The sequence below is a fragment of the Desulfurococcus sp. genome, assembly GCA_026626905.1.
Lineage (GTDB): Archaea > Thermoproteota > Thermoprotei_A > Sulfolobales > Desulfurococcaceae > Desulfurococcus.
Map to the genome: position 1 here is coordinate 85,791 of JAPNUX010000004.1, position 20,193 is coordinate 105,983.

23 protein-coding genes and 1 tRNA gene are annotated in these 20,193 nt (G+C 47.8%); 19 read left to right on the plus strand and 5 right to left on the minus strand.

Annotation, left to right across the window (positions count from 1 at the left end):
* Window positions 1–44 precede the first annotated feature (44 nt).
* The 12 genes from OWQ48_04290 to OWQ48_04345 all read left to right on the plus strand — a co-directional run bounded on the left by OWQ48_04290 (window position 45) and on the right by OWQ48_04345 (window position 11,194).
* Window positions 45–605 carry an NUDIX hydrolase gene (locus OWQ48_04290; GenBank protein MCY0868433.1) on the plus strand — a complete coding sequence of 187 codons (561 nt, stop codon included), beginning with the start codon at window positions 45–47 and terminating at the stop codon, window positions 603–605.
* A 259-nt stretch (window positions 606–864) separates the two neighbouring features.
* Window positions 865–1,485, plus strand: coding sequence for a V-type ATP synthase subunit D (locus tag OWQ48_04295; GenBank protein MCY0868434.1), 621 nt, complete (start codon window positions 865–867; stop codon window positions 1,483–1,485).
* Complete coding sequence (locus tag OWQ48_04300; protein MCY0868435.1) at window positions 1,460–1,894, plus strand: DUF61 family protein; 435 nt, start codon at window positions 1,460–1,462, stop codon at window positions 1,892–1,894. Before OWQ48_04295 ends, OWQ48_04300 begins: the two co-directional genes overlap by 26 nt.
* Window positions 1,895–1,908: 14 nt before the next feature.
* Window positions 1,909–2,202 carry a hypothetical protein gene (locus tag OWQ48_04305; GenBank protein ID MCY0868436.1) on the plus strand — a complete coding sequence of 98 codons (294 nt, stop codon included), beginning with the start codon at window positions 1,909–1,911 and terminating at the stop codon, window positions 2,200–2,202.
* Entirely contained in the window at window positions 2,203–4,176 is a 1,974-nt protein-coding gene (locus OWQ48_04310) for an ATPase (GenBank protein MCY0868437.1), read from the plus strand.
* A gap of 200 nt (window positions 4,177–4,376) precedes the next feature.
* Complete coding sequence (locus tag OWQ48_04315) at window positions 4,377–4,844, plus strand: ATPase (GenBank protein MCY0868438.1); 468 nt, start codon at window positions 4,377–4,379, stop codon at window positions 4,842–4,844.
* Window positions 4,845–4,850: 6 nt separating this feature from the next.
* Window positions 4,851–5,426 carry a V-type ATP synthase subunit E gene (locus OWQ48_04320; GenBank protein ID MCY0868439.1) on the plus strand — a complete coding sequence of 192 codons (576 nt, stop codon included), beginning with the start codon at window positions 4,851–4,853 and terminating at the stop codon, window positions 5,424–5,426.
* A gap of 6 nt (window positions 5,427–5,432) precedes the next feature.
* Window positions 5,433–6,380, plus strand: a complete 948-nt coding sequence (locus OWQ48_04325; GenBank protein ID MCY0868440.1) for a hypothetical protein — start codon at window positions 5,433–5,435, stop codon at window positions 6,378–6,380.
* Window positions 6,381–6,382: 2 nt separating this feature from the next.
* Window positions 6,383–6,697 (plus strand): hypothetical protein, encoded by a 315-nt coding sequence (locus tag OWQ48_04330; GenBank protein MCY0868441.1) that lies wholly within the window; start codon window positions 6,383–6,385, stop codon window positions 6,695–6,697.
* Between the two features lie 605 nt (window positions 6,698–7,302).
* Window positions 7,303–9,072: a V-type ATP synthase subunit A gene (locus OWQ48_04335; GenBank protein ID MCY0868442.1), complete on the plus strand. Its 1,770-nt coding sequence runs from the start codon at window positions 7,303–7,305 to the stop codon at window positions 9,070–9,072.
* On the plus strand, window positions 9,062–10,492 hold the full coding sequence (locus OWQ48_04340) for a V-type ATP synthase subunit B (GenBank protein ID MCY0868443.1): 1,431 nt from the start codon (window positions 9,062–9,064) through the stop codon (window positions 10,490–10,492). Before OWQ48_04335 ends, OWQ48_04340 begins: the two co-directional genes overlap by 11 nt.
* 30 nt (window positions 10,493–10,522) lie before the next feature.
* Window positions 10,523–11,194, plus strand: coding sequence for a diphthine--ammonia ligase (locus OWQ48_04345; protein MCY0868444.1), 672 nt, complete (start codon window positions 10,523–10,525; stop codon window positions 11,192–11,194).
* On the opposite strand, the gene OWQ48_04350 is transcribed toward OWQ48_04345, so the two are convergent.
* From OWQ48_04350 to OWQ48_04360, 3 genes are all read right to left on the minus strand, one after another.
* A complete protein-coding gene (locus tag OWQ48_04350; GenBank protein MCY0868445.1) occupies window positions 11,186–11,434 on the minus strand; it encodes a hypothetical protein in 249 nt (82 codons plus the stop codon). The two genes, OWQ48_04345 and OWQ48_04350, sit on opposite strands and share 9 nt — an antisense overlap.
* Window positions 11,435–11,560: 126 nt before the next feature.
* Window positions 11,561–13,003, minus strand: coding sequence for a proline--tRNA ligase (proS, locus tag OWQ48_04355; GenBank protein MCY0868446.1), 1,443 nt, complete (start codon window positions 13,001–13,003; stop codon window positions 11,561–11,563).
* On the minus strand, window positions 13,004–14,569 hold the full coding sequence (locus tag OWQ48_04360) for an aminopeptidase (GenBank protein MCY0868447.1): 1,566 nt from the start codon (window positions 14,567–14,569) through the stop codon (window positions 13,004–13,006). It lies immediately after the preceding gene.
* A 102-nt stretch (window positions 14,570–14,671) separates the two neighbouring features.
* Here OWQ48_04360 and OWQ48_04365 point away from each other — a divergent pair, with 102 nt between their 5' ends.
* Both OWQ48_04365 and OWQ48_04370 read left to right on the plus strand, forming a co-directional pair.
* Complete coding sequence (locus OWQ48_04365; protein MCY0868448.1) at window positions 14,672–14,794, plus strand: hypothetical protein; 123 nt, start codon at window positions 14,672–14,674, stop codon at window positions 14,792–14,794.
* Window positions 14,779–15,756 (plus strand): DHHA1 domain-containing protein, encoded by a 978-nt coding sequence (locus OWQ48_04370; GenBank protein MCY0868449.1) that lies wholly within the window; start codon window positions 14,779–14,781, stop codon window positions 15,754–15,756. Before OWQ48_04365 ends, OWQ48_04370 begins: the two co-directional genes overlap by 16 nt.
* Here the strand turns inward: OWQ48_04370 and OWQ48_04375 are convergent.
* Window positions 15,745–16,506: a DUF2258 domain-containing protein gene (locus tag OWQ48_04375; GenBank protein ID MCY0868450.1), complete on the minus strand. Its 762-nt coding sequence runs from the start codon at window positions 16,504–16,506 to the stop codon at window positions 15,745–15,747. The two genes, OWQ48_04370 and OWQ48_04375, sit on opposite strands and share 12 nt — an antisense overlap.
* A gap of 86 nt (window positions 16,507–16,592) precedes the next feature.
* Between OWQ48_04375 and OWQ48_04380 the strand changes: the two genes are divergently transcribed.
* Both OWQ48_04380 and OWQ48_04385 read left to right on the plus strand, forming a co-directional pair.
* Window positions 16,593–16,829: a hypothetical protein gene (locus tag OWQ48_04380; GenBank protein MCY0868451.1), complete on the plus strand. Its 237-nt coding sequence runs from the start codon at window positions 16,593–16,595 to the stop codon at window positions 16,827–16,829.
* 3 nt (window positions 16,830–16,832) lie between these two features.
* Entirely contained in the window at window positions 16,833–17,312 is a 480-nt protein-coding gene (locus OWQ48_04385; protein MCY0868452.1) for a hypothetical protein, read from the plus strand.
* A 29-nt stretch (window positions 17,313–17,341) separates the two neighbouring features.
* On the opposite strand, the gene OWQ48_04390 is transcribed toward OWQ48_04385, so the two are convergent.
* The gene (locus OWQ48_04390; GenBank protein MCY0868453.1) at window positions 17,342–17,980 is read right to left on the minus strand and encodes a hypothetical protein; all 639 of its coding nucleotides are present in this window, start codon (window positions 17,978–17,980) and stop codon (window positions 17,342–17,344) included.
* A gap of 94 nt (window positions 17,981–18,074) precedes the next feature.
* Between OWQ48_04390 and OWQ48_04395 the strand changes: the two genes are divergently transcribed.
* From OWQ48_04395 to OWQ48_04405, 3 genes are all read left to right on the plus strand, one after another.
* Window positions 18,075–19,070, plus strand: coding sequence for a bifunctional phosphoglucose/phosphomannose isomerase (locus OWQ48_04395; protein MCY0868454.1), 996 nt, complete (start codon window positions 18,075–18,077; stop codon window positions 19,068–19,070).
* A 42-nt stretch (window positions 19,071–19,112) separates the two neighbouring features.
* A tRNA-Pro gene (locus OWQ48_04400) sits at window positions 19,113–19,188 on the plus strand.
* 128 nt (window positions 19,189–19,316) lie between these two features.
* On the plus strand, window positions 19,317–19,613 hold the full coding sequence (locus OWQ48_04405) for a hypothetical protein (protein ID MCY0868455.1): 297 nt from the start codon (window positions 19,317–19,319) through the stop codon (window positions 19,611–19,613).
* Window positions 19,614–20,193: the final 580 nt, after the last annotated feature.

Genomic DNA, 20,193 nt, shown 5'->3' on the forward strand with positions numbered 1-20,193 from the left:
CTCTACTACACCAGCTTATAATTAAGCTTCAAGCTATGCTAAAAATGCTTGGAAGGGTGGAGTACTTGGATAAACCCTTAATGACTAGAGAGGAGGTGCTGCTCGAAGGATTAAGATTCAAAGTTCTCCGCAGATACTACGAGAAGTCCCGGGGAGAAATCTTTGCTAGAGATGTAGTTGTCTTCCCTGAAGCAGTAGCAATCCTCCCCGTCCTGGAGGGCGAGGTTATCGTGCTCCTCGAGCAGTTTAGAGCTCCGTTGAACGATACTATAATAGAGGCGCCGGCAGGAGTAGTGGATCCAGGTGAAACCCCTGAGGAGGCTGCTAGAAGAGAACTCGTAGAGGAAACTGGCTACTATCCTAGAAGGCTCGTTAAGCTGGGCTCCTTTACACCAGCCCCCGGCTACAGCAGTGAGGTATTACACTTCTACTATGCTTCAAGCCTAGAGTACAGGGGTGCCAGGCCCGAGAGATACGAGGTGCTTAAACCATTCAAGATACACTTCAGTGAAGCCTTGAGAATGGTGTATAGCGGTGAGCTCAGAGACATGAAGACAGCCCTACTAATACTACTCTACGATTCCCTGAGAAGACAAGGCGGCTGAACCCTATGTAAACCATCCAAGGCCGCTACGCTTCCCAGGCAGCTAAGTCTAAATAAACCTGTAGGCTCGGGTTCACTCTGATCACGCTTCTAGCATCAAGTTGAGAAAAGTTAGCAAGCTATATACAGGAGCCGTGTTTCTTCAGCTCTAACAGCTATTACATCAACCTCAATAATTTTATAACGCGATGACATGATACATTCCAGAAGACCATAAAACACCTCAATAGCTATCTAGAGTTAAATGGCAGGTGGATGCTTTGTCTACTCTCCAGAGGGTGAGGCCAACCAAGATAGAGTTGATTAGACTTAAGAAAAGGCTTGAGATTAGTGTTAAAGTTGAAAGAATACTCAGGGAGAGGCTAACGATCCTTATCAATGAATTCCTCTCTCTAATCAAGGGTGGTGTTGAGAAGAGACTACATGTTGAGCAGGCTTTCACCAGCCTTACCCTGAGAGCAGCTATGCTTATAGGAGTCTACGGTGAAAACGCATTCAAGCTAGTAGAGAAGACTAAGCCTAAAGTAGAATACGTGGTGGGCGTAGAGAACATTATAGGCGTTAAAGTGAAGACAGCTATGCCTGTGAAGAGGGAAATAGAGAAGCCTGTACCTACCCCTATAGATGATTTCACTGCAGATGCATCGAGATTTATTGAGGAACTCGTAGAACTAGCTAGAACTGAGAGTGCTTTGAGAAGTATTGGTAGAGAAATACGCTCTGTTAAACGAAAAGTCAATGCCATCAACCATATCCTCATACCTAGATTGGAGTCGACTATAAGAATGCTCGAGTTGAAGTTCGATGAAAGGGAGAGAGAGGAGAAAGCAAGACTGAAGAGAGTTAAAGCAAGCCTTGAGAGAGGGAGGAGTAGTGGGTAGCGACTACATTGAGAGACTACTAGTCGAGGAGTTAAGGTTAGTTAACAAGCACGCTCCCTACGAGAGAAGAAAACTCTGCGATCTCCTTAAGACCGAAGTCCCTTTTATAGTGCTCAGAGATGGAAGCCTCCACTTATTAAATCCTCGTGAGCTAGAGATTCTTGCCGGGAAGCTCGGAGAAGACTCCTGTAGACTAGAGGTTCCAATAATCGTAGAGTACACTCCTAGCGGGAGAGAGGGAGTCTATATTGTGAGAGGAGAGGTTGAGGCTAAAGCTGTTGCACTACTACTCGGCTTAAGCAACTACACTGTACCATTATTCCTCAGTCTCCCGCATATTCTAGAGCTCAGACGTATTTTAAGGACTACTACGACAATCTTATTAAATCCAGGCTCGCTAACTCCCTAAGCGGGGTGCTTAGAGTGTCCACTATAAAGGATATTGATGAAGCAGTAGACGCTATAATCAAGGATGCCGAGAGGAAGAAACTGGGGATCTTGAAGGAGGCTGAGAGAAGAGCAGAGGAGATCTTGAAGCACCCTATCCCCGTCGACGAGTACAGGAGAGAAGCTGAAGCAATAGTATCCAGTGCTATGAAGAAGCGGGAGAAGATACTTGAAGACGCAAAACTAGAAGCTCAGAAGCTTAGAGAGGTAGCTGAAAAGAAGAAGAGGGAGGCAGTAGAGTACGTTGTTAGAGTGGTGGTGGGCCTTTAAATGGGGCTTATACTAAGTAAGCCCAGCGAGATGCTGAGAGTTAACGTGGTATTCCTCAGGGAGGATAAAGAGAGAATTCTAAAGATACTCCAGGAGGCAGGAGTAATAGAGATAGAGTTCGTTGAAGCCGAGAAAATCGTTAGAGAGTACGAGAAGCTGCACTCCCTAGCTGAGCGAGTAAACAGCCTACTTCAGAGGGTTAAAGGCTTAGTACTAGACGTATCTGTGACAGGGGTTGAAGTCTCCTCCATAGATATCACTCGAATAGAGAAGGATGTCACTGAGCTGGAAAGCGAGGTATCACTAGTAGAGGAGAGAGTAAAGGGGTTAAGGAGGCTTGCAGACTCCCTGAGAACCCTTCTAGAAGCAGTTAACCCGCTACCAGGCGGCATGGATGCAGCTGAGATATACTATGAGGGGAAGCGTGTATCCTCACTACTATTTCACGGGGAGCTCGAAGCGGTTGAAAAACTCTCAGAAGAGGTTAGCTCACTTGGCGTAGCTCAAGTCTACGTGAGTGGAGAGCATGCATCCCTCATAGCATACATCCCATCACGCGACTTAAACAAGGTTATCTCTAAGGCTGACTCCCTCGGCGTATGGTTCCCTAGCAAGCAGCTCTTAGAGCAAGTAGAGCTTAAAGGCGATGTACACTCGCTTCGAGTAAAGCTCTCAGAGAGGATCAAGGAGCTTGAGATGGAGGCTTCAAGCCTCGAGAAGAAGATTACTGAGACCGTGAGGTCTAGGAGTGAGGTTCTAGGAAAGTATCTTTTAATCCTGGAGAACCAGATGCAACGGTATAGAGCGCTAGGGTTAACAACGGATTTAAGGCATGTGTCAGCTGTGACAGGCTGGATTCCAAAGGACTCTGTTAAACTACTCGAGAACCTAGTTAGAGATTACAGTGCACCAGTTTTCATAGAGTATAGGAGTCCTGTGAAAGGAGTTGATGAACCCCCCACGAAATTCAATAACAGGGGGCCGGTGAAATTCTTCCAGGTTATAACAAGGCTCTACGGTGTACCAGGCTACTGGGAGCCTGATCCCACTCCGATAATAGCGTACTCCTTTGCCCTCTTCTTCGGGATTATGAATGCTGACGCCGGGTACTCTCTCGCCGGCCTTCTAGCTATACTACTCTTCCTGGATAAACTAGTAGAGGATCCCCGTAGCCCTATATACAGGGAGTTCAAAGGAGCTTTAATATCGCTGAATATAGTATCGTTTATTCTAGGATTCTTGAGCGGCTCGATCTTCGGGGGGCTTCTAACTGATGTATTCGGTGTCAGCGTGCCGAGCTTGATCACAGTATTCAATAATCCACTCGAGTTCATAAAGCTAGCACTCCTAGTAGGCTTCATTCACATTAATATAGCTCACGCTCTAGCAACAGCGAGGTTCATCAGGGAGAGAAGGATCGGTGAGCTGCTTAACGAGGTAGGCTTGTTTACAACAGAAGTCTTCGGTATACCATACATATTCAAGGAGTTTCTAAAGTACGATATACCTGTTCTCTCAGCGATACCTAAGGATACACTACTCCATCTAACTCTACTAGGGCTTCTAATCCTGGTTGCAGGCAACTACCTCGCCATGAAGGGGCTTGGATTCATGATGTGGGTATTCCAGCTGACAGGGGTGCTAGGAGATGTTATGAGCTATGTGAGGCTTGCGGGAATAGGCATGTCGACGTTCTATATGGCTTTTGCCTTTAACATTACTGTTAAAATGCTAATGGAGGGATTAGCCAGCATGCTGCCAGGTATGGCTGGAGTAATATTGGCCTACGCTGTATCAATACCCTTACTGTTCATCATACACTTATTCATAACATTCCTGTCGATGCTGGGAGCATTTGTTCACTCTCTCAGGCTTGTCATGCTAGAGTTCCTCATGAAGTTCTACGATGGAGCTGGACGCGAGTATAGTCCTCTCTCGATTATAGCATCTAAGCGTATTGTGATCCCGGGTTAGAAGCCTAGCATTTATCTTCTACATTCATGGAGACAGCCTACTCTACCCTCTAGCTATTTCAATTAATTCTACTAGGCATGTACTTGTAGCTCTAGGTTCATGGTTCCCTCAAATCCCAGCAGCAATATTTAGAAGGCTTTTTAAATTAGCGTGGTTAATCTATTAAGCGGAATGATAAATGACCTCTAAGAGGTGGAAGCATGGACCCCGTATCTCAAGGACTAGCATACTTCGCTGCATCCCTACCATTAATTGGAGGTATTATGGGTTCTAACATGGGTATGAAGCACTCAGCAGGTGTTGGGGCATCAGTGCTAGCTGAGGATCCAACACAGTTCAAGAATGTTTTAATCCTGGCTGCACTACCAATGACGCAGACATTCTACGGTCTAATACAAATGATATACATTCTACTAGTATACCTGCCAGGCCACCCTGAGATAGATCTTGTTAAAGCACTCGCCTTACTTGGCGTGACGCTAGCTGGATTTACAACAGAGTGGCTATCAGCATGGTATCAGGGTATAATCTGTGCTCGAGGTATAATCGAGCTACCTAGAACTAAAGGGAAGAACCTTGTTAGCTCGATAGTTCTAGCAGCCTACGTAGAACTCTGGGGTATACTCGGCATAGTATTCACCATACTAGGTTTATCTCTGATTGGGTGAAGCTTGTTGCCGGAATCCGTGGAGGACGTTAAGACAAGACTACTCCAGGAGGCTGAGGAGAGAGCCAGGCGGATAGTTGAGGATGCAAAGGCTGAAGCCGAGAGGATATTGAGGAGTGCTGAGGAGAAGTGGAAGGCTAGAGCAGAGGAGGAGAAGCGGAGAATACTGGGTAAGGCTGAGAGAGAGGCAGGCATAATACTCTCTGAAGCTGTGAGGGATGCAAGACTACTGGTTGCCAGCGAGATGGAGAAGATCTTAAGGGAGATCATTGAGGAGGCACGCAGCATAGTGAGGAATCGCGGGTTCAGTGTTGAAGACTCTCTTAGAAACCTTATAGCTGAATCATTACGCTTAGCGGATTCACCTAGAAGGATAGTTGTCAGTAGAGTTGACTTTGAAGTAGCCAAAAAGATTGTCAGCGAGGCAGGCTTAAAGAATGTGGTGGTTGAACCCGGAGATATTGATGGAGGCGTAATAGTTGAATCAGCGAGCGGCGTAGTAGTAGATAACACCTATGAGTCGAGGCTTAGAGAGTTCCAGAAGAAGAATCTGAATTCACTTAGGAGAATCCTGTGGGGATGAATAATCTTGCTTATTGAAACACCACGAGTATTTTTATCTAGAAGCGACTACCTTACAATACTCTCATCGCCGAACCTAGAGCATGCTGCAGGACATTTAAGCGGAAGCTTCCTCGCCGCATACGTAGGCAAGCTAGTTAGTACTCATGAATTAAACTTAAAGAACCTGCTAGCTACTCTAGATAAAGGCTACATGGATGTTATTGAACAACTCTTAGAGAATTCTGGAGAACTTAGAAGCCGTGTCGAGAAAGTACTCTGGCTGCTCAGCTCACTAGACTTGTATACTACTTTAAACGGGCTTCAAAAGGGTGTTGAGCCTCCCCTATTAACCTCACCGCTTCCAGACCTAATGGTGCGGAGGCTAGGCGATCTAAGCCCGCGTGCACTAGCGGAGAGACTGCCACCTGAAATGCAGGGTATGGTTAGCGAGTACCTTAAGAACAAGTTTGTTTCACCAGGCCAGCTTGTTAAAGCCATGGGGCTCCTCGCCTCAAGCTTAAGCCCGCTGGAGAGCTACGAGCTGGGAGTTTTAACCGGCATGCTCCACGACCTGCTCTTGATTAAGGCATCTAAAGTGATCACTGATTTAAAGCAGTTGCAGCCGAAGCCATTAGCTTTAAGCCAGAGCGAGCTCTACAGTGCTCTCGACTCAGAGGTAGAGGATTTGCCAGGCATTATATCGAGGGCTAGACCCCTAGCCAAGATGTTCGCTGAGATCCTCAGTGATTCACTCAAGCTCTCAAAAGGAGTTGAAGCTTTGGATTTAGCCATGTACACTGGTGCCTCATATCTAGCTTCACTGACGCTAAGAGGGTTTGGTGTAGAGGATTACATAAGATTGCTTTTCAAGCTTCTCGGGCAGCTAGTACTCTTGAAGTTATCCTTCACAATTGTTCACTCAGGATTCTACAGGCAGGAGGCTACACTACTAGTAGGTAAGTGGGTGGTTTAACAGTGCGTAAGGGTAGAGTACTCGTTATAGGAGACGAATACCTCGCCCTCATAGGTGCAGCAGGAGGTGCCCACTCAATAGTATACCATAACTGCGGGGAAACCACGGGGAAGCTCCGTGAAGTAGCCAGCGACTACGCTGTCCTAATAACCTACAAGGATATTCTAAGTGAATGCCGCGAGATACTCAGCTTAATAGACGAGGAGAAAACACTGATCGTCGAGCTTGAGAAGCCTAGAGAGGTCTCTGAGGCAAGAGTAAGAGAGTATTACACGGAGATCGCGAGAAGATACCTAGGCATGGAGATCCCAGTTTAACATAACTTGACTCCAGAGGACGTGCGTCAATATGAAGTAGTGTAAAATATCGAGGAACCTGTAAGAATGGCTAGAGCAGGGCCTCGCCAGCTCCAGCGCTTTTAGTAAAGAATTGAGTGAAGAAAGAACTTCCAATACTCTATCGAATCATAGAAGAAACAAAAAAGCCAACGTGAGATTTCATCTCTACCCTAGCGAACTTCACGAAAAACTATACCTGTAGCTTCAATCCTATCCTAGATATTAAGCTTAAGATGCTAAGATGCAGGGTTTCCCCATATAAGTACCTTCTATAGAGTAGTGAAATTATCTAATCAAAGGAGGATGTAGATGAGGGTGGATTGCTCCGAATGAGTGTAAGGCTAATAGCGAACCGGGGGCTGATGTACACTAAAGCCTGTATAAGCTAAACAGCTCCAATATTCTAGTTCCGGCTTAGCTGGAATACCTAGGCATATTCAAGATATTGAGGCTACACTTCTAAGAGCAGTAAGCTGTTTTCTATTCCATGAGTAGTGCTTATATATGCTCTAGTCAAATCTTGATAAGTATGATAGTATCTGTAGCACGGGTGCTTGATTAAAATATACGTAGGTGTAGGATGCATGGAGGCTAAACAGGGTAGAATACGCAGGGTCTCGGGGCCACTAGTGGTAGCTGAAGGCTTACGAGGTGTAAGCGTCTACGAAGTTATCGAGGTGGGGGAGGAGAGGCTTATAGGAGAAGCTATAGGTGTTGAAGGAGATAAAGCGATACTCCAAGTCTACGAGGATACCTCAGGGCTGAGTGTAGGGGATCCAGTCTACCCGACAGGCCAGCCTCTCTCAGCAGAACTAGGGCCAGGCCTCTTGAAGTCTATATTTGACGGTATTCAGCGGCCTCTACCGGTTCTCGAGGTGCTAGCAGGTATCTTCGTTAAGAGGGGGGTTAAAGCCCCCTCTCTCCCAAGAGATAAAAAGTGGTACTTTAAACCTCTCGTTAAAACAGGTGTTAAAGTCCGTGAGGGAGACTACCTAGGCTACGTTCAGGAGACAGAGGTTGTTAAGCACTACATAATGGTTCCCCCCGGCATCCAGGGAAGTGTTGAATGGGTGGCCAGTGAAGGAGACTACACGATAGTCGAGCCTGTAGCCAAGGTGAATGGCAGCGAGATAACAATGCTGCAGAAGTGGCCTGTGAGAAAGCCTAGACCATTTAACGAGAAGTTGGAGTCTAGGGAGCCACTGGTGACAGGTACTAGAGTCATAGACTTCCTCTTCCCACTCGCTAAAGGCGGTAAGGCAGCTGTACCAGGAGGCTTCGGCACCGGTAAGACTGTCCTCCTTCAAACGCTCACCAAGTGGAGTTTAGCTGATATAACAATCTACGTGGGGTGCGGTGAGAGAGGAAATGAAATGGCTGATGCTCTCCACAGCTTTATGAGGCTGGTTGACCCGCGTAGCGGTAAACCAATGATGGAGAGAAGTGTTTTCATAGCGAACACTAGTAACATGCCTGTTGCAGCAAGAGAGGCGAGCGTGTTCCTAGGCGTGACAATAGGCGAGTACTTCAGGGATATGGGCTACCACGTTCTCTTAGTTGCTGATTCGACAAGCAGGTGGGCTGAGGCTATGAGAGAGATTAGCGGCCGCCTCGAGGAGCTTCCAGGGGAGGAAGGCTTCCCAGCGTACCTTGGCTCAAGGCTAGCCCAGTTCTACGAGAGAAGCGGTTACGTTAAAACTCTCGGCTCTACTGAAAGATATGGTAGCCTAACTATACTTGGAGCAGTATCCCCTCCGGGAGCCGACTTCAGTGAGCCTGTCACTCAATCTACGATTAGATTGGTAAGGGCGCTCTATGCTTTAGATGTTAACCTAGCTTATAGAAGACACTATCCTGCGATCAGCTGGTTAACGAGCTTCAGCCTCTATGCTGATAATGTCAGCGAGTGGTGGTCGAAGATTCACCCAGAGTATATTCAGCTGAGAGAAAAAGCGTTATGGATACTTCAGAGAGAGGCAGAGCTAGAAGAACTTGTTAGACTTGTAGGCGCAGACGCTCTACCAGTAGAGGATAGACTCACTCTTGATGTAGCCAGGATGATCCGAGAGGACTTCCTCCAGCAGAATGCATTCAGTACTGTGGATGCATTCTCTCACCCGGTTAAAACAGTGAGGATCATAGAAGCTATTATCAGATTCTACGAGAAGGGGCTTGAAGCCATCAAGCAGGGCGTTCCATTCGAGAAGATACGTGGAATGAAAGTAAAGGAGAAAATAGCTAGAATGAAGGATATAATGCTAGGGGAGGATACCAGAGAGTTCGATGACGTGTTCACTACCATGGACAATGAATTTAAAGAATTAGTTGAGGAGGGATCCAGGATTGGTGTCTAAGCTTGCAGTAAGAGCTTCAAGCCGCTTGCTCAAGGCTCAAGGAGGACTACTAATCGCTGAAACAATACCCGGGGTATCATACGGTGAGATCGTTGAAGTATCACTACCTTCAGGCGAGTTAAGACTAGGCCAGGTGATTGATGTCAGCAGGGAGGCTACTATCATACAGGTGTTTGGTGGAGTAGCCGATATAGACTTACAGAAGACAGTTGTAAAATACAGAGGTGAAACCCTCAAGATACCAGTAAGCGTTGACGTGCTGGGGAGAATACTAGACGGCCTGGGGAGACCTATAGATGGAGGGCCAGAAGTCGTCCCAGAGGACTACATGGATATTAATGGCGCGCCATTAAACCCGGCTTCAAGGCTCCCTCCCTCAGAGTTCATTGAGACTGGTATCTCAGCAATCGATGGATTATTCAGTATTGTGAGAGGGCAGAAGCTACCGATATTCAGCGGCTCCGGGCTACCCCACAACCGTATTGCAGCACAGATAGTCAGGCAGGCTAGAGTCCTCGGGAGAGAAGAGAAGTTTGCTGTAGTCTTCGCAGCTATTGGAATACCGTATGATGATGCAATGTTCTTCATAGAGAACTTTAGGAGGAGCGGTGCTCTCGAGAGAACTGTCGCAGTAATTAATACTGCTAGCTCACCGGTAATAGAGAGGATAGCTACCCCGCGTGTAGCTTTAACTATAGCTGAGCACTTAGCGTGGAATCACGGCATGCACGTCCTCGTAGTGATGACCGATATGACGTTCTACTGTGAGGCTCTCAGAGAGCTTAGCGCTGCGAGAGAAGAAGTGCCGGGCAGGAGAGGATACCCGGGATACATGTACACTGATCTCGCGTCAATATATGAAAGAGCGGGCCGCGTGAAGGGGAAGGAGGGTAGTGTGACACAGCTGCCAATACTCACTATGCCTGACGATGATATAACACATCCAATACCCGATCTAACAGGCTACATCACTGAAGGCCAGCTAGTGCTTTCAAGACAGTTATGGATGAAAGGCGTGTACCCGCCGTTCGATGCGCTCATGAGCCTCTCGAGATTAATGAAGGATGGTATAGGACCTGGTAAAACTAGAGAGGATCACAGTGATGTATTCATGCAGCTCATGAGTGCTTATGCTGAAGGCGTAAGGCTGAGAGAGCTCACAGTTATAATCGGTACAGAGGCTTTAACACCGAGAGATAAGAAGTACCTAGAGTTTGCTGATAGATTTGAGAGAGAGTTCATCGGTCAGGGGGAATACGAGCACCGCTCAATAGAGGAGACTCTCAACAAGGGATGGGATCTGCTAGCAATACTACCCGAGGATGAATTAAAGAAGATTAAAGTAGAGTTCATCAAGAAGTATCACCCCAAGTATAGAGGGCTACAGGCAACCACGCTTCAAGCCGAGAAGCGAGGTTGAATAATACTGAGCAAGCCGGCTGCAACAGTATTGTTCACAGGGGGAAAAGACTCCACTTACGCTCTCCACAAGGCTATCTGGAATGGATATAGAGTAGCCGTTTTATCCTCCGTAATCCCCCTCTACAAGCATTCAATGCTATACCATCAGCCATCCCCTAGTATTCTCCAGGCTCAAGCATACTCTCTCGGAATACCCGTGGAGTCCATTGGCGTCAACAACCATGACTTCGAGTTAAACGCTCTAAGAATACTACTAGCTAGAGTTAGAGACAAGTATGGAGTGAGAGTAGTGGTAGCTGGAGCAATCTCAAGCAGGTACCAGAAGGAGAGGTTCAGTAGTATAGCAGGCGAGCTAGGCCTCGAGCTATACACCCCGCTATGGGGCATGGATCCTAGTAGCTACCTAAGGGAAGTAATATCTAATGGTATCAAGTTCACTATAGCTTCTATAACAAGCATGGGTATACCTATGGAGCTACTCGGGAAGGAAATTGATTTAAGGGATGCTGAGAAGCTAATAGCATTATCGGAGAAGTACGGCTTCAACCCATCCTTCGAGGGTGGTGATGCTGAAACTATTGTTGTGGATGCCCCGCTCTTCAAGTACAGGCTCTACTTAACTGGAGTGAAGAGGATTGTTTCAGAGTACGAGGGCTTCTTCGAGCCCTCTAGGGTTAAACTAGTTAAAAAGCTACTTTAGTCTCTCAACATAGACTCTTATAGTTTCAGCTAGATGTTCAGGCTTAGTGTACCACTTATCATACTTGTAGGAGTTGCCGTCTGCGGTAGTTAGTGTAACATAGTCCTTCTCGTCTCTAACTGTTGCTACCGCTCTACCCTCCTTTACAATGCTGACTTCTACTGCAGACTTATCCTGGAACCTAACGCCTGGGATCTTGCTGGCCACCTGTAGTTTAAGCTGCTTTATGTACTCGCTCACGCAGACCACCTGGAAACATTAGTGCTTGTTGATCTACTATCTTAGGGGCTTAAAAACCCGGATAGTAGGTGTGGCTGAGCCGTTAGATGCGCGTGGACACTCGAGGCCTCCATGCTTACTGAGCTCCTAGTAGGTTACACCTAGTAGAGCGTATCTATCAGCTTTAACACTATTGCACGCTGTATACCGGGATGGATGTGGAAGGCTTATGGGCGACTCAACTATTTCCCCGAGTATATTCTTACCTGTCTCTCTTTCAAGCTCCTCAGCGCACGTCTTGCTGCCATCCCATGGAGCTATTATTAGCCCATTGAAGGCTTTTTCATCCTGGTGCTCCGGTAGAAGTATAGTCATTCTCTTAAGGTGTTCTAGTCCTCTACTTCTAAGATGCTCGTTTATCTCAACCCATGCATTCTGGAGTGCTTCAAGTACTCCATCCAGCTTAACGCTCTGCTTACCCTTCAATCCACGCTTAACTATTGTAACCGTGCTAGTCTCGAGCTCCCGTCTTCCCACCTCTATTCTTGTTGGAACACCCTTCATCTCCCAGTAGTAGTACTTCCATCCGGGAGTATGCTCCATATCTGTGTCGACGTGTACCCTGATGCCTTTAGACTCGAGTATTCTACTCACTTTGAAGGCATACTCGAGGATCTCGTTTTCACTGGGCTTCATGATTGGTACTATTACAACCTGCACTGGAGCTATCTCCGGCGGGAAGAAGAGTCCTACTTCATCTCCGTGAACACCTATAACGGCGCCTAGAGTTCTCTCGCTGACACCGTAGCATGTTTGATACACGTACTTCTCTACGCCGTCAACATCCTTGAACTTGATGTCAAATGCTCTCGCAAACTTCTGCCCGAGGTTGATGACGCTTCCAAGCTCTAATCCTTTTCCATCCGGCATGACTGTTATGAAGTCGTAGTTGTATTCTGCTCCAGCAAAGGTATCCCATGGTGGTGTTTTAACGATGAAGTAGGGGAGCTGGAGCCTGTTGAAGAATTCCTTATATATGGATATAGCTTCTTGTATCTGTCTTTCAGCTTCCTCCATGGTTGCGTGAGCAGTGTGAGCTTCAATGAAGCTCATGATCTCTCTAACTCTCAGTATGGGATGTGTCATTTTCGTCTCATACCTGAATACGTTGACCACTTGGTACATCTTTAATGGTAGATCCTTTCTCCCCTTAATCCAGAGGCTCCACATGTAGTACATGACTGTCTCGCTGGTGGGTCTCACGAACAGTCTTTCATTAAACTTCTTTGTGGCTGTCCCTTCGACTACCAGGGTCTCCCCGCCGAATCCCTCCAGGAAGTCTTTTTCTCTCGAGAAAACGCTTTCAGGCACCATTGACGGGAAGTATGCTTCCTGATGCCCTGTCTTCTCGAGGAGGTCTATTATTATCTTCTGGATTAGCCTCAAAGCCTTTAAGCCGTAGGGTCTCCACACGTACATTCCTTTAACTGGGTATCTTGAATCCACTATCTCGGCTTCCCATAAAACCCTCTTATACCACTCAGGGAAGTCGCTATACTTATCTATTCCAATGCTTTTCCAGCTGCTCATCTACTGCACCTTGAGGCAGCTTCTACAGACTTGTAGCTCTAGCATCTTATTAAGTAGCTCGCTGTTTTTAACCAGTATCATTGAGTCCACTCTTCTCGCTATATCACTTAACACTTCTTCACTCAACGATACCTCAGCATCCATGATCAATTCATCCAGGCTCCAAGCTATAATCCTCCCGCGCTTAAAGCCGCTGGCGGAGCGCGTGCATTCTCCTGCAATCCTCGAGAGCAGCGCGTGTTCCATGCATGTATTCAAGCCCTCCCTGGTGACTAGGTACATGAATGTAATGCTAGATGAGAGTAGAGTGAGAGCTTTAAGAGCGCTCAACGAGCCTGTAAGCCTGGATAACTCGAGTACTCTTGTTAAGAGGTCTCTGAGCTCTAGCCTTGACTCGCCTAGCTTCACCAGTAGGCTGCTCCACGCCTCTTTTAACGCTCTACCTGGATCTTCTGCAATCTCTACCACACGCTTAGCGAGAATCTCGAGTATACTGTTTAATTGCCCGCGCTTTACGCTCTCTCTCACAGTATTCTTTAAACCTGTAACTGAGATTGCTGGAACCCCGTGTCTAAGATACATTAGGCTATCCAGCGCGAAGTGTACTCCCCTGGGGTCTATTACGTCCTGTAGACTCTGCTCTCCACTACCAGATAGTAGAGGCACCGGGTTATCTTTGACTATTACTCTATTATCCATGCCAGCCTCTAGGTTTAAATCTAGGAGCGTGTTCTCTAGTAGCCCTTTTGAATCCATGATGTCTAGGAGGTACCTGGAGCCCCACGACCACGTGTAGTCGTTTAACTCGGGGTCACCGGTCTCTTTAGCTGTGAAGGATGCGAGAACTACTGTCAGCCTGCCCTCGCTGGCTCTACTTAAATGTAAAACTGTATCTTTGAATAGCTTAATGTAATCTCTAATGGAGGCTGTATCCTGTGGTAGCCCATCGTGGTGTACCGATACGTGCACGCTTAGATCGCTTCTACCGTTAAATCCTGCTAGAATGGATCCACCAGTACCCTCCTCTAGCTCTGCATCCACGTATACTCTTACCACGCCTTCACTGCACTCACTAATACTAGCTGCATCTACCGTGACAACCGGGACTACTGGGGGAGTACTAGGCTTTAAGATAGGGAGGCTCCCGGATAAAACAGCATGCCTTGAGACCCCCTCGCCCACTAGTACTACAGCCTCTACTCCAGTTTTCAATGCCTCGCCGACCAGGAATCGTAGCTCTAAGATGCTGGTGGGATGCTTGTATAAGAGTACTCTGCCGCTTAAATCGCCTCTAACAGCAGCCGGCAGGCTGGCTTGAAGAAGTCTTCCCTCACCAGTAGTCTTCCCGGTGTATGGTAGAGGCCTGCACTCATATCTCCTCCCGCAGGCTTCAACAACACACTCTCTCCAATCCCATTTAACAACTGGAGTTGAGTACACTGTAATCCAGTCAGCCTGATCCTCGACTAGCTCTCTGAAAACCTCGATAACCCTTCTCTCGGAGCGTGAACCAGGTTTCACGTTCACCGAGGTCACCTGGAGCTGGCTACTAAACCACAGGTTCAACTATCATCTACCATGCTTTCAGCTTTAACGCCTAGTGTTTTAATCGGCGAGGCTAGCTTGAATTAAGCTGCCTGGCTTCGAGTAAGTGTTATTACCCTGGTTATGGTAGGAGTCTCCAGGAGGGATGAAGAGGCGTGGCAGGTTAAACCCTGCACGGGTGTGAAGAAACCGCGCGGGCCTGACCTCACACCCCCAATATGGGTGAATACATGCCTAGGCGTGTAGTATTAGTGCATGGAGATAGTGATGGTGTTGCCTCAGGAGCCTTAGCTAGAGCATTCTATAGTTCTAGAGAGGATGTGCAAGTATACTTTACTCACCCGGTCGGGCTTCTAAGAGACCTCGAGGAGTTCACAAGGAACGGAGACAACATCTTTATAGCTGATATAGCCTTGAATGAAACCCACGCTCAAGATGTTATAAGGCTCCTCGAGGAGAGAGGACTCCACGGTGACGTCGTCTACATAGACCACCATCCTGAGCCTCTCAGCTTTAAGCCTAAGGAGGCGAGAAACATAGTAGTTGTCCACGAGACAGGCTCCTCGGCTTCAGAACTCGTGTTCAGATTTCTATCCGAGAAGGGGTTAAACGATGAGTACTCGAGGATAGCCCTCTACGGGGCTATAGGGGATTACCTGGATGAAACAACCTGGGTGAAGGAGGCTCTACGTAGATGGGACAAGAGATCTGTGTACCTGGAAGCCGGCATCCTCATCCAGTCTCTTGAAGGCTCCCGAAGAGACTACGACTTCAAGAGAGAGGTAGTCGAGTACCTCTCAAAAAACCTTCTGCCTAGCATGCATCCTCAGATGGCTGCGAGAAGCCTGGAGCAGGCTAAGCGGGATGAGGAGTTGAGATTATGGGTTAAAGGAAACGTTTCAGTCCACCGTTGTATTGGATTCGTGGTGAATCCTCCCGGTAGTATCGGGAGAGCAGCTAACTATGCGAGAATATACGGTGGAGCCATGATTGGTGCTGCATTAGAAGAGAGAGGAGACATCTATGTTCTAAGCTTGAGGAGCGTTGAACCCGTGGATTTAAATCTGGCTCTTAGAATGATGTCGAGAGAGCACCCTGTAGCTGGAGGCGGGCACCCTCTCGCAGCCGGCGCTAGAGTTAAAAAGACCTTTTTCACAGAGTTCATGGATAAGCTGTGCGAGACCGTTGACCTCCTCTTAAAGCGCTAGCTCCATTTTCTCCTTTATCATCTCCTCTGCTTCCCTTCTACCTATTATAGCAGGGCTTAGTTTTCTAAGCTCGTCTATGATTATTGAGGGTTCCTCCACGTACTGCTCGAGCCTGCCTGGTATCCTGGCAACATACCTGTATGCTTCACCTCTCCCCCCGAGTATTATAGCGTCTACAACTACGCCTCCCTCACTGGATCCAAGTGTTGCAACACCTATCGACGAGTTATCTGCTTTCACGAATTTTAGAAGGTAGCCTCCGCCAACAGTCTCACCGATCACGTCTACGGATTTAACTACATCTAGAATCGTGCTTGGAGCCGGGGGTTTAACAGCTTCACCCGGGACTTCAGGTACCGGGCTAGGGGCCTCCTTGAACTGCTCTCTAACCTTCTCGAGTTTTTCTTTAATGACTCTCGAGGCTACTTCTCCAACTTTCTCATCGGGTACTCTCTTGAAAACCTCGATTGTGAGCGTGTCGTAGAACCACTCGATTCTGTTTGTTGCCTCGTTTAAAGTATATTCTACTCGGATTCTAACTGCATCGCCTTTCTCAACGCCTAGTCCTTCAACAAGGATGTGGAAGAGCATCATGTTGAGCTCGGCTGACGCCCTAGCTACCTCTTTTGCGAAATCCTTGCTGGATTTAACGAGATTTGAGAGCTGAGCGTAGAGGGTTCTACGTACTTTATCAGCGTAGGCTCCAGCTATCACGATACCTGTGTTAAGTACTCTTCTTTCCTCGCTCATGATCCCACCCTAATAATAATTATGATCCCTTGATATTTATATGATATTTATACCTTGCATGCGAAACATCATATTGGTGTTGAGGCGTGAGTAGTAGAGTAGTTTTTGCAGGCGTGGTTGTCAGCGTGGAGAGCCTGGAGGGGTTTGAGCAGCCCCTGCTCTACCTTCACGGTAGAGTAGATGGTGTTGAAGAAGACTTCTACGTTCTAGTCGACGAGGGGAGAATTGAAGAGTACTTGAGGCTTGGTATAGGGCAGAGCATAGAGGGTATCGGTGTTAAAGTCTCCGAGAAACCCTTGGTATTAAAGCTTGTGGAGGGTTAAGGGTTGAAGCTTCTAGGTAAACCCCCCAGGATTAAGGTTCTCGAGGCTGCTGGATGCATAGGTGACAGCAGGATTAAAGTACTGGATGATGAGAGAGCTATTGTATCATCGAGTAGCCAGGATAGGAGCTACAGGGTTATCCTGGTTAGCAGCGAGCCCGGTGTCTTTAGAGCTTACAGTGATGATAACGGCACGGTTCACAGGGGGTACATCGGGTACCCTATTATAGCATTCATGATCCTCAAGGGGTTCCTTCCAATAGATAACACGGTTGCAAGCGCATTGAAGGGGGTTCCCTGGCGGGAGCTCAACGAGAAGTATAAGAAGTACTCGCTGGTTGAAAACATGGTGCTGGCTAGAGTTGAACGCATGGGTGTCTCTAGGAGTATAGTGGATGACTACGTTAACATAGTCTTAAGGAAGCTGGGATTGATGAAAGTATACTTTGATGAATCCCTTCTAGCTAGATGGAAGACTAGTTGAGATAGTAGGGGTTTGATGCTTCAGTGGTTTCACTTAACTGCCTCCACCCTCCCATGCTTAATCCTCAAGTAGCCTTCCTCCACTAGCTTGTAGATTATCAGCCGGGCCTCTCTGCGGTTTACCCCTAGCTCGTGTGATACAGCTCTCACGGCATCTCCTACTAGTATCTCGCCGTGTTCACTTAGCATCCCTGCGATCACTTCTAGTGCACGCGCGTAGACTCCCTCAGGCTTTTCGACCACGTGGACTCTATCCTCATCTAGGCGTAGCCTTACTACCCTACGCTGCCCGCGTATTCTAGCAATGAATACACCGCTGCTAGCCCTGCTAATAGTTATCCTATTGAAGAATCCAGGTATCCTTACACTCGAGCCGGGTGTTGTGAAGACGAGTATACTGCTGCACTCTTCTGCAAGCTCCAGGAGATTTATTTCCCCGCTGGGCTCGAAGACTATTAGAAGGTCGCATTCCCCGGGGTGTGCGGTACTGTACTCTCTTAAAGGTACTTGAAGACCGCTTTTCTCAAGGAGCTTGTAGGGGTCTAATAGCATAGTGTTCCCCCGGGATCCTAGAGTTGACAGGATCTCGGCGAGTAGTCTGATCTTGATATTGAAGTAGCCGCTTACAACAGCATTGTAGCCTTTTAGGAGAACCTCGGCGAGCCTCATCTCCGGCTACCATGCTTTAAGCTATCACAGCCTGTACGCATAGAAGGATTTTTAGCTTTAAATCTTCATGATTCAGCATGCAAGGTGACCTTGAATGGAGGAAATGTACAGGGGTTGGGTTAACCAGATCGAGGAGGCTTTAAGCGAGTGGGGGGTCTATAAGACTAGAGGAGGCTTCGATAAGGTTGTTGTGCTTGGGATGGGTGGTAGCGGCGTAGTCGGTGATGTAATCTCAACTCTCTCCACTGTACTTGGAGGCCCGGTTACAGTATCCGTGAAATCGCATAGAATCCCCAGCTACGTTGACTCGGATACTCTCGTGGTAGCTGTAAGCTATAGTGGCAACACGCTGGAGACTATTCTAGCTGTAGAAGAGGCTCTTGAGAGAGCTGGGGAGGTCGTGGTGGCTTCAAGCGGGGGTAGGCTTAGGGAGATCGCGTTGAAGCGTGGACTCCTCTACGTGAAGCTACCTGGCGGTTTAGCCCCCAGGGCTTCACTACCATCAATGCTATTCAAGGTTCTTGGTTTACTGGACTCCAGCGGGCTGACAGTAGTTGATAGGAGGAGCGTCGAGGAGACCCTTATCTTCCTTAAGAGCACTCTAAGTAGCAGTGAGGATCTCGCAGCGGAGATAGCTGAGTGGGCTTACAGGGCGCCGGGACTCCTAGTTATAGCAACTCACAGTCCACTTGAATCTCTTGCTGTTAGAGGGAAAAACGAGTTCAACGAGAATAGTAAGATACCTGTTAAAGTAGATGTTGCACCCGAGTGGATGCATAACGATATAGTTGGATACGAGGCGCCGTCAGGCATATCATTCAAGGTGCTGGAGATCGTTGACCCGGAGGATAGAGTTGGAGCTAGACTAGTAGACTTCATGCATACCGTGTACGAGGATGCTGAGAGCGTCTTCTACAGGCTTACGCTTCAAGGCGGCAGCCTACTAGACAAGATCATGTATGGTAGCCTAGTTCTAGGGCTGGCTAGCAGTAAGCTGGCAAGGCTCAGAGGATTAAACCCGCTTGATACTAAGAGTATTGCGAGATATAAGGAGGCTGCACCAGGGATCTTCCCGAGCCCCAGGATTTAAAAGAATTAAAATCCTTGCATACCTAATAGCTTTCAATGTTGAGGGGCCGTCGTCTAGCCTGGACTAGGATGCGGGGCTTGGGCCCCCGTGGCCCGGGGTTCAAATCCCCGCGGCCCCACTCCACGCTTACCTCTCATGATGCCTGTAATCCTATTGTATGCTACTGGCGCCCCGAGTACTACTAAACCTATGAGAGCATAGGCTACTACTCTCACAGCCTCCTGCCCGCCTGCCACCTTGTAGAGGATGGCTGTTACCGCTGCTACAGCTGAAAGCACTAGCAGCCTCTGCTTAAAGCCCGCCTTTCTCACGGCTTCAATGGATTCCTCTATGAAGAAAGTAGATGATGCTATAGCTATACTTACCCCGGCGACTCCTAGAGCTGTCTTGTTGCCAGGATTTAATACTAGGGTTAGAGCTGAGAGTGCTATTCCCAGTAGGCCTGTAGCTGCTGTTAGCGTTTTAAGCCTGCTTCTAGCTGCTGTTATAAGAACGGCTACTAGCGTGCCGAGTACTACTCCACCGATAACATCTACTGGGTAGTGTGCTCTAAGCTGTAGTCTCGAGATTGATACGCCGGCTACGAGTAGTATTGAAGCTGACGTGAGGTAGGGGTTGCCCTGTATTAGTGAGAGAGTAGCCCAGAATGCTGATGTAACCTGGGAGTGACCGCTCGGGAATCCAGGCGAGTTCTCCGGGATCACCGGGTTAGGGGGTCTCGGAGAGTTAATGCTGTACTTTAACGCGAGGTTTAAGGAGCCTGAGGATACCACAGCTAGTATAGCGTAGAGGCCTGTAAGCGGGTCGACGAGGTAGTAGAGGAGGATGCCTCCCGCGATGTAAGCGTATTCTTCTCCAAGGAGGCTCCAGGCTATCCATGCTTCAATACTGCCTGCGAGGAGGCTTACTGCTAGCAAGAGAGCTATCAGAGCGTTTAGTAGAAGCCACATCCATCTCAACGCCTACACCTCTACTAGTATACTGTTTAAGCCCTCAACAAAAATATACTGCATACACTGCATGCAGATAGTGATGCAATGGTAAGGGTTAGCCTATATTGGTTTTGATGAACCTGCCTTGGAGTTCACCGGCTTTGGTTTACCATCAGCCCTACACTCTCTAG